Below are 8,283 nucleotides of genomic sequence, written 5' to 3'. Positions count from 1 at the left end.
CCCGCAGGTCCCCGCCCTGCCGGGCGGCCTCCGCCCCGCCGGTGAGGAAGGCGGCCACGTCGCCGCCGCACAGCGGCGCCAGGGATAAAAGCAGCCCCGGCAGGGGCAGCCGGGCCATGCGGATGGCCTCCGCCATCCGCCGCAGAACCGCCCCCAGGTCCCGCAGGGCCTCCCGCCGGCGGCGCAGGGCCGCCAGCCGGGTCCGCCGGGCCAGATATCCCCCGGCCAGAATGCAGGCGCTGCCCATCAGCTTCACCATGGCAGCTCCTCCACCTGGTAGGCCCGTCCCTCCTCCGTGCGCAGGATGCGCACCGCCAGGCGGAACACCCGGTCCTCCAGCAGACGGCGGTACAGGGGCTTTTGCAGCAGCTCCGCCGTGTCGGCGGCGTGGATGGTGGCCAGGAGGCGGACGCCGCAGCCCGCCGCCTGGGCGATGGCCCCCAGGTCCTCCCGGCAGGTGATCTCGTCCACCGCGATGATCTGGGGGTTCATGGCCCGCAGCACGATGGGGATGCCCAGAGACTTGGGGCAGGCGTCCAGCACGTCGGTGTGGCGGCCCACGTCCATCTGGGGCTCCCCCCGGTACACCACCGCCACCTCCCCCCGCTCGTCGATGAGGGAGATCCGCCGGGGACCGTGCTCTCCCACCCCGTCGGACACCAGGCGCACCAAATCCCGCAAAAGGGTGGTCTTGCCGCCCCCCGGCGGGGAGAGAATCAGGGTGTTGGCAAACGCCCCGTCCCGGAACAGCTCCGGCGCCAGGGCGGCGGCCACTCCCTTCCGCTCCCGGGCGATGCGGATCACCGCCGAGGAGAGGTTTTTCAAATTCGTGTTGACCCCGTCCTTCATCACCGCCGTGCCGCAAAGGCCCACCCGAAAGCCGCCCCGCACCGGCAAGAAGCCCTCCCGGAGGGTCTCCGCTGCCGCGTAGCGGGAAAATTCCGTGGCCAGATCGCACAGCGTCTCCAGCTCCTCCGGCTCCACAAAGACGTCCAGCGGCTCCTCCCCGCCGGGCAGCAGCACCGTCATGGGCTGTCCGGCCCGGAGGCGGAACTCCTCCGCCACCGCCTTTTGGGCCTCCGGCAGGGCCAGGGCCAGTTTTTTCAGCCGCGCCGGCAAAATGGCGGCGGCGTCCTCATACCGCAGGATGTTCAAATCCTTCTGCAAGGGCGTTTCCCCCTTTCTTTTGTTAGTCCACCTTATGACGGCTCGTCCCGGAGTATGCCGGAAAGTTCCGGGAGGACGGAAAAAAGCCGCCCTTGCGGGCGGCTTTTTTTCCTGCTCATTTGCAGCAGCAGCACTTGGCCTCGTCGTAATTCTCCGGGGTCCGCACGGTGTTGGGCGGGAAGAACTCGCCCACCGGGAAGGAGATGTTGCGGAAGATGCAGCAGGGGTCCTCGCTGCCGCTGCCGCAGGCGCACTCCTTGTCGGGCATGCAGTAGTCGTACACCGGCACCAGGAGCTGGGAGTCCCGCTCCAGGCGCACGATGGAGAACTGCCCCAGGGTGACGTAAATCCGGCGGCTGTCGTCACCGCTGGACAGCTCCCCGCCGAAGCACCCGTTCACAAAGGCGGGCACCTCGCACAGGTCGCAGTCGCACTCCCGGCGGCCGCAGCCGTCCAGGATGCGGGCGTCCAGCACGATGGGGTCCACGGCCTCCACCACGGCGATGGGGGCGTTGGCCCGCTTCATCATCTGGACGTCCGGCTCGCCGGTACGCAGCTCGGAGGAGAAGATCTTGGCGTTGCCCTCGCTGCCGAAGAGGATGGCCCGCTTGTCGAACACGCACAGGCCCTCCACGGTGACGGGGGCAGGGCAGCTCAGATAGGCCTGGAGGGTGACGGAGTAGAAGAACCGCATATCCACGGTGTAGAAGCCCCGGTTGAAGCTGACGGGCTCCACATCCACGTAGACATACAGCAGCTTGGCGCTGCCGCCCTTGACGGACAGCGCTCGGTTGATGACATCCACATATTGCAGCTTGGGATAGAAACGCAGGTCCTCGATGCAGTCTTTATCGCGGCAGGAATCGTAAATTTTCCTGGTATGGATGCAAACCGCCTCGCGGATGCCGCCGGCGTCCTCAACGGGACCGGGCATGACTTTTTCGGGCATTGCAATACCTCCTAATAAGTAGCTGGATGAAAGAATGGAGTTCTTTCAATCCAGTGTATGCCGCGGCGCCCGAAGGGTGAAAAAGAAGGCGCGCCGGATGGGCGCGCCTTCCTCATTCCTCAGCTTACGGTGAGGGTGCTGGTCTTGGGACTGATGATGCAGACGTAGCTGACGCCCTGGCCCAGGACCAGGGGGCCGCCGTCCGCCAGGGTGTAGACAAAGGGGCTGTTCCGGTCCGCCTTGCTCCAGCGGATGGGCACGGACCGCCCGCCGCAGAAGAAGGTGCCGTCCCCTTCCCCGGTGAGGCGGACGCTGAGCCGTCCCGCCGTGTCCCCGGAGATGACGGAGATGGACGTCTCCAGCACCAGCACGTTCGTGACCCCCACCTGGACGCCGGTGTTGCCGTCCACGTACTCCGTGCCGTACTGGCCCACCAGGTACTTGCCGGAGGCGCCGTCGTAGTCGAAGGTCCCCGTCTTGTAGGGGGAGAATTTCAGCGCGATGTGCTCCGCCGCCGTGCCGCCGGCGGGGGTGCCATCCTCGGCAAAGGCCTGGGAATAGGAGAAGCCCGCCTTGTGCTCCGTGGAAAACCGGCCCCGGGAGAGGTAGTCCAGAATGTTCTCCCCGGAGGTCAGCAGGCTGTGCTCATACCCGGCGCTCTTCCGCCGGGCCGCGTCCCGCCAGAAAATCTTGGCGTCGGACCCGCCGTTCACGCCGTCCATGTTGTCCACCCCCCAGGCGGGGATGTCCCGGTAGGCCTCCGGACTGCCCCCGGCGTGGACCAGCAGGGCGTCGTGGCCCAGGGCCAGCTCTAAGTAGTAGGCCCGGGTGGAGCGGATGCTGCCCAGGTCTCCCACCCCCTCCAGCGTCTGGTAGAGGCCCAGCATTCGGGTGATGCCCCCCTCGGCGGGGACCTCATAGATGATGTCCGCCTGAGAGACCCCCAGCTGGGGCTGGGCCGCCTTCAGATTGTTGAACATGACGGCCACCGGGCGGAGGGTCTCATACGCTGGCTCCATGGGCAGGCCCGTCAGGGGGTTGGTGCCCGCCGGCAGCGGGGGCTCCGGTTCCGGCTCCGGCGCCTCGATGGGCTCCGGCTCCAGCACCGGCTCCGCCGGCACCTCCTCTTTCCCGCATCCCGCCAGGGACAGCAGCATGGCTGCCGCCAGGAACACCGCTTGCATCCGTTTTTTCAATCCGGTCGCCGCCTCTCCACATTGATAGTCCTATCATACCAATGCGCTCCGGGACCGTCAAGGCAAAATCCGGCGGTTTTCGACACCCAGCGTCACATCTGCCGCTGGTAGCGGGCCATGAGCACCAACTCCAAGACGCTCTTGCCCACAAACACCCCCACCGCCGTCAGCGTGACCCACAGCGGGCCGCCCAGGGCGATGGAGACCCAGGCCGCCGCCAGGACCACCCATTGCAGCACCTCTCCGGACAGGGCCTTGGCCCGGCGGCGGATGGCCACGTTCCGCTCGTCGGCAGACTCGATCTCCGCCAGGCGCATCTGCTTGGGGTCCTTCTCCGCCCAGCGGAGCATCAGCAGATTGCTCAGCCCCATGGCGAACAGCCCAGAGCCCACGCCGATCAGCGCCCCCTCCGCCGGATTCGTCAATGCCGGGTTTCCACGGAGCAGCAGCCAGCACGCCAGCAGCGCCACTCCCGCCCACAACAGCGCCAGATAGACCGGCTTCCTCTTATTCATGGTGCATCCTCCTCGTCAATAAAGATCTCCTCGATGGACAGCCCAAAGTACCGGGCGATTTTGAAGGCCAGCAGAATGGAGGGGTTATACCGCCCGTTCTCCAGCGAACCGATGGTCTGCCGGGAGACCTCCAGCGCCTCCGCCAGCTCCTCCTGCCGGATTCCCCGGGCCTTCCGCAGCGCCTCCAGCCGGTTTTTCACAGCCGCTCCCTCCTCTCGATGGAAAGTTTGCTTTCCATACTTGGAGCATAGCACCGTCCAAGAGAAATGTCAAGCAAACTTTCCATTTTATTTTGGGCTATACAAACACCGGAAAAATGCGGTATAATACAGGCAAAGAAGATTCCCAACAGAGGAGGTGTCCCCATGGCGGGCCGCGGATTCATCCATGACAAGCTGGAGATCAAGTTTTTGATTCTCTACATCGCCGCTCGGGTCATCCAGCCCATCCCCTTCGACACCGTGCTGGATTTGACCATGTGCGACGACGCCATCGACTACTTCGACTTCTCCGAGTGCCTGAACGACCTGGTGAAGACCGAGCACCTGACCCTCTCCGGGGAGGGGCTGTACGCCATCACCGAAAAGGGCGTGCGCAACAGCCAGATCTGCGAGAGCAGCCTGCCTTACTCCGTGCGGCTGCGGTGCGACAAGAACCTCTCCATCTGGAACCGGAAGCTGCGGCGGAAGAGCCAGGTCCGGGCCGCCACGGAAAAGCGGGACAACGGCACCTACACCGTCCGCCTCAGCCTGGACGACGACATGGGCAGCGTCATGGACCTGCAATTGATGGTGGTGCGGGAGGACATGGCCAAGGTGCTCTCGGACCGGTTCCGCAAGGAGCCGGAAAAGCTCTACAGCAAGATCATGGACTTGCTCCTCTCCGACGAGGAGGAGAACTGAAAAAGGCGTGTCCGGCAGCCGCCGGACACGCCTTTTTTCATTTTACCACCACGTTTTCCCCGCCCAGGGTCTCCCGTGCCTCCTCCACCAGGGCCCTGTGGAGCAGGACGGAGGCGCCGAAGACCTTTCGGGTGTCCGCCATCACCAGCTTGGCCGGGGTGGTGCCGGGGAACATGGCGAATACCAGCTTCATGTGCCGTACCGCCGGATGGTCCAGAGAGGGGAACTTCAAAAACAGGGTCTCCCCCGCCAGCAGCTTCTCCGCCTGCCCCTTGGGGACGGCGGGGGGCGGCGGGGCGCTTCCCGCGTCCCCCAGGGGATAGGCGGAGTCGCACATCAGCTGGGGGGCCTTCTCGTCCCGGACGGACAGCCTCCCCTGGACCACCACCGCCTGGTTCTCCCGCAGATAGGCGCCGCAGGCGTCCAGCACCCGGGCAAAGCACAGCAGCTCCATGGAGGCGGTGTCGTCCTCCAGCGTCACGTAGGCCATGAGGGTGTTGTTCTTGGTGGTCTTGGTCTTGCTGGCGGTCACCACGCCGCACAGGGTGACCCGCTGGTTGTCCGCAAAGCGCACCGGCCCCCCCTCCTGGGAAAAATCCTCCAGAATGGAGGCGACGGTGGGGGCGCCCAGCTTGCGCACCTGGTCCCGGTACTGGTCCATGGGGTGGCCGGAGAGGTAGAGGCCGGTGGTCTCCTTCTCCATGGTCATCAGCTCCTGGGCGGTGAACTCCGGGATATCCGGCAAGGAGATTTCCTTCACAGCAACTGGCGTCCCCGCGGCGGCGGAGGCCATGGAGAAGAAGTCCAGCTGCCCCTCCAGGTTCTTCCGCTGCTGGTCGGCGGCGGCGTCCATCACCCGCTCATAGACCTTCATCAGCTGGGAGCGCCTGGCCCCCATGCCGTCGAACGCGCCGGAGCGGATCAGATTCTCCACCGCCCGCTTGTTCATCTCGCTGCCGGTCATCCGCTGGCAGAAGTCGGTGAGGGAGGTGAAGGGGTTCCCCTCCCGCTCCCGCATCACCGCCTGGATAAAGCCCCGGCCGATGTTTTTGATGGCCACCAGGCCAAAGCGGATGCCCCCCTCCTCCACGGTGAAGCAGTCGGAGGAGCGGTTGATGTCCGGGGGCAGCAGGGCGATGCCGCAGTCCCGGCACTCGCTGATGTACCCCGCCACCTTGTCGGAGTTGTCCAGCACGCTGGTCAGCAGGGCCGCCATGTACTCCCGGGGGAAGTGGCACTTGAAATAGGCCGTCTGGTAGGCCACCACGGCGTAGCTGACGGCGTGGGCCTTGTTGAAGGCGTAGTTGGCGAAGTCGTAGATCTCCTGGTAGATGGCCTCCGCCGTTTCCCGGGGAATGCCGTTGGCCACACATCCTGTAATGTTTCTCTCCTTGTCACCATTGATGAAGGCGTCCTTCTCCTTTTGAATCTGGGCGGCCTTCTTCTTGGAGATTGCCCGGCGCACCATGTCCGCCTGGCCCAGGGAGTAGCCCGCCAGCTGCTGGAAGATCTGGATGACCTGCTCCTGATAGACGATGCAGCCGTAGGTGACGGAGAGGATGGGCTTCAGGGAGGGGTGCTTGTACTGGATGAGCTTGGGGTTCTGCTTGCAGGCAATGAACCGGGGAATGGAATCCATGGGGCCGGGGCGGTAGAGGGCGATGATGGCAGTGATATCCTCGATGTTCTGGGGCTTGAGGCCCACGCACACGCCGGTCATGCCGGTGGACTCCATCTGGAACACACCGGAGGTCTGGCCCCGGGAGATCATCTCAAAGGTCTCCCGGTCGTCCTCCGGAATGTCCTCCAGCCGGAAGTCCGGCTGCGCTCTTTGCAGCATCTTCACCGCGTCGTCCAGCACCGTCAGGTTCCGCAGGCCCAGGAAGTCCATCTTCAAAAGGCCCAGCTCTTCCAGGGTGGTCATGACGTATTGGCACACCACCGCGTCGTCGTTCTTCGCCAGGGGCACGTACTCGTACACCGGCCGCTTGGTGATGACCACGCCAGCGGCGTGGGTGGAGGCGTGGCGGGGCATCCCCTCCAGCGCCCGGGCGGTGTCGATGAGCTTTTTCACCTGCTCGTCACTGTCGTACAGGTCGCTGAGGGGCTTGCTCAGCCGCAGGGCATCCTTCAGGGTGATGTGGAGGGCGTTGGGCACCTGCTTGGCGATCTGGTCCACCTCGGCGTAGGGGATGTTCATCACCCGGCCCACGTCCCGGATGACGCCCCGGGCGGCCATGGTGCCGAAGGTGACGATCTGGGCCACGTGGTCGTCCCCGTACTTGCGGCGGACGTAGTCCACCACCTCCCCCCGGCGGGTGTCGCCAAAGTCCATGTCGATATCCGGCATGGAGACCCGCTCCGGGTTCAAAAACCGCTCGAAATAGAGGCTGTACTGCATGGGGTCGATGTCGGTGATGCCCAGGCAGTAGCTGACCATGGACCCGGCGGCGCTGCCCCGCCCCGGCCCCACGGGGATACCCGCCTCCCGGGCGTAGCGCACAAAGTCGGACACGATGAGAAAGTAGTCCGTAAAGCCCATCTTTTCAATCATGTCCTGCTCGTACTGGAGCTGGCCCCGGTACTCTTCGTTCTCCCCGTAGCGGGCCCGGTAGCCCTCGTCGCAGAGCTTTTTCAAGTAGGAGAAGCCGTCGTAGCCCGGGGGGAGCTGGAATTCCGGCAGGTGGTACTTGCCGAAGGTGAATTCCAGGTGGCACATGTCCGCGATTTTAGCGGTGTTTTCCAGGGCGCCCTCGTAGCCGGAGAACAGGGCCGCCATCTCCTCCTCGCTGCGCAGGTAGAAGTTCCGGGGCTCGTAGCGCATCCGGTTCTCGTCGTCCAGGGTCTTGCCGGTCTGGATGCACAGCAGCACGTCGTGGGACTCCGCATCCTCCCGGCGCAGGTAGTGGGCATCGTTGGTGCACACCATGGGAAGCCCCGTCTCCTGGTGGAGCCGCAGAATCCCCTGGTTCACCACCGCCTGGTCCCGGATGCCGTGGTCCTGCAATTCCAGGTAGAACCGCCCGGGGCCGAAGATGTCCCCCAACTCCAGGGCGTAGGCCTTGGCGTTGTCGTACTCCCCGTTGCGCAGCAGCCGGGGAATCTCCCCCGCCAGGCACGCGCTGAGGGCGATGAGCCCCCCGCTGTGCTTTCGCAGCAGCGTCAGGTCCACCCGGGGCTTGACGTAAAACCCCTCCGTCCAGGCCATGGAGACCATGTAGGAGAGGTTGCGGTAGCCCTCCTCGTTCTCGCACAGCAGCACCAGATGGCGGCTCTCCGCGTCGAACTCGTGGACCTTGTCAAACCGGGAGCGGCCCCGGGGGGTGACGTACACCTCGCAGCCGATGATGGGCTTGACCCCCGCCTCCTTGCAGGCCCGGTAGAAGTCGATGGCGCCGTACATCACGCCGTGGTCCGTCACGGCGCAGGCGGTCTGCCCCATGGATTTCACCACCTCCGGCAAATCCTTGATGCGGCAGGCGCCGTCCAGCAAGCTGAACTCGGTATGGACGTGTAAATGGACGAAGGACATGGGACCCCCCCCTTATTCTCTC

At 65.0% G+C, this 8,283-nt stretch carries 8 protein-coding genes; 1 reads left to right on the top strand and 7 read right to left on the bottom strand.

Features of this window, described 5'->3' with window-relative positions; all coding sequences use genetic code 11:
* From QZS21_RS07520 to QZS21_RS07495, 6 genes are all read right to left on the bottom strand, one after another.
* Positions 1–259: hypothetical protein (locus tag QZS21_RS07520; RefSeq protein ID WP_295581946.1), on the bottom strand; the 259-nt coding region annotated here is incomplete at its 3' end.
* Positions 253–1,167: a stage III sporulation protein AA gene (locus QZS21_RS07515; RefSeq protein ID WP_295581944.1), complete on the bottom strand. Its 915-nt coding sequence runs from the start codon at positions 1,165–1,167 to the stop codon at positions 253–255. The genes QZS21_RS07515 and QZS21_RS07520, both read right to left, overlap by 7 nt.
* Positions 1,168–1,282: 115 nt before the next feature.
* Entirely contained in the window at positions 1,283–2,116 is an 834-nt protein-coding gene (locus tag QZS21_RS07510; protein WP_295581942.1) for a hypothetical protein, read from the bottom strand.
* Between the two features lie 119 nt (positions 2,117–2,235).
* Entirely contained in the window at positions 2,236–3,312 is a 1,077-nt protein-coding gene (locus QZS21_RS07505) for a DUF3048 domain-containing protein (protein WP_295581940.1), read from the bottom strand.
* Between the two features lie 92 nt (positions 3,313–3,404).
* Positions 3,405–3,827, bottom strand: coding sequence for a hypothetical protein (locus QZS21_RS07500; protein ID WP_295581938.1), 423 nt, complete (start codon positions 3,825–3,827; stop codon positions 3,405–3,407).
* Positions 3,824–4,027, bottom strand: a complete 204-nt coding sequence (locus tag QZS21_RS07495) for a helix-turn-helix transcriptional regulator (protein WP_295581937.1) — start codon at positions 4,025–4,027, stop codon at positions 3,824–3,826. Before QZS21_RS07495 ends, QZS21_RS07500 begins: the two co-directional genes overlap by 4 nt.
* Before the next feature lie 165 nt (positions 4,028–4,192).
* Between QZS21_RS07495 and QZS21_RS07490 the strand changes: the two genes are divergently transcribed.
* Positions 4,193–4,729 (top strand): DUF4364 family protein, encoded by a 537-nt coding sequence (locus QZS21_RS07490; protein ID WP_295581935.1) that lies wholly within the window; start codon positions 4,193–4,195, stop codon positions 4,727–4,729.
* Positions 4,730–4,766: 37 nt separating this feature from the next.
* Here the strand turns inward: QZS21_RS07490 and QZS21_RS07485 are convergent, their stop codons facing one another.
* Complete coding sequence (locus QZS21_RS07485) at positions 4,767–8,261, bottom strand: DNA polymerase III subunit alpha (RefSeq protein ID WP_295581932.1); 3,495 nt, start codon at positions 8,259–8,261, stop codon at positions 4,767–4,769.
* Positions 8,262–8,283 lie beyond the last annotated feature (22 nt).

The organism is uncultured Oscillibacter sp., from assembly GCF_900544955.1.
Classification (GTDB): domain Bacteria; phylum Bacillota; class Clostridia; order Oscillospirales; family Oscillospiraceae; genus Oscillibacter.
This window is presented reverse-complemented; position numbering and strand designations above follow the sequence as displayed.

Coding starts and splice junctions, on each gene's coding strand:
- QZS21_RS07510 (WP_295581942.1), bottom strand. CDS start 2,116: ATGCCCGAAAAAGTCATGCCCGGTCCCGTTGAGGACGCCGGCGGCATC.
- QZS21_RS07500 (WP_295581938.1), bottom strand. CDS start 3,827: ATGAATAAGAGGAAGCCGGTCTATCTGGCGCTGTTGTGGGCGGGAGTG.
- QZS21_RS07490 (WP_295581935.1), top strand. CDS start 4,193: ATGGCGGGCCGCGGATTCATCCATGACAAGCTGGAGATCAAGTTTTTG.
- QZS21_RS07485 (WP_295581932.1), bottom strand. CDS start 8,261: ATGTCCTTCGTCCATTTACACGTCCATACCGAGTTCAGCTTGCTGGAC.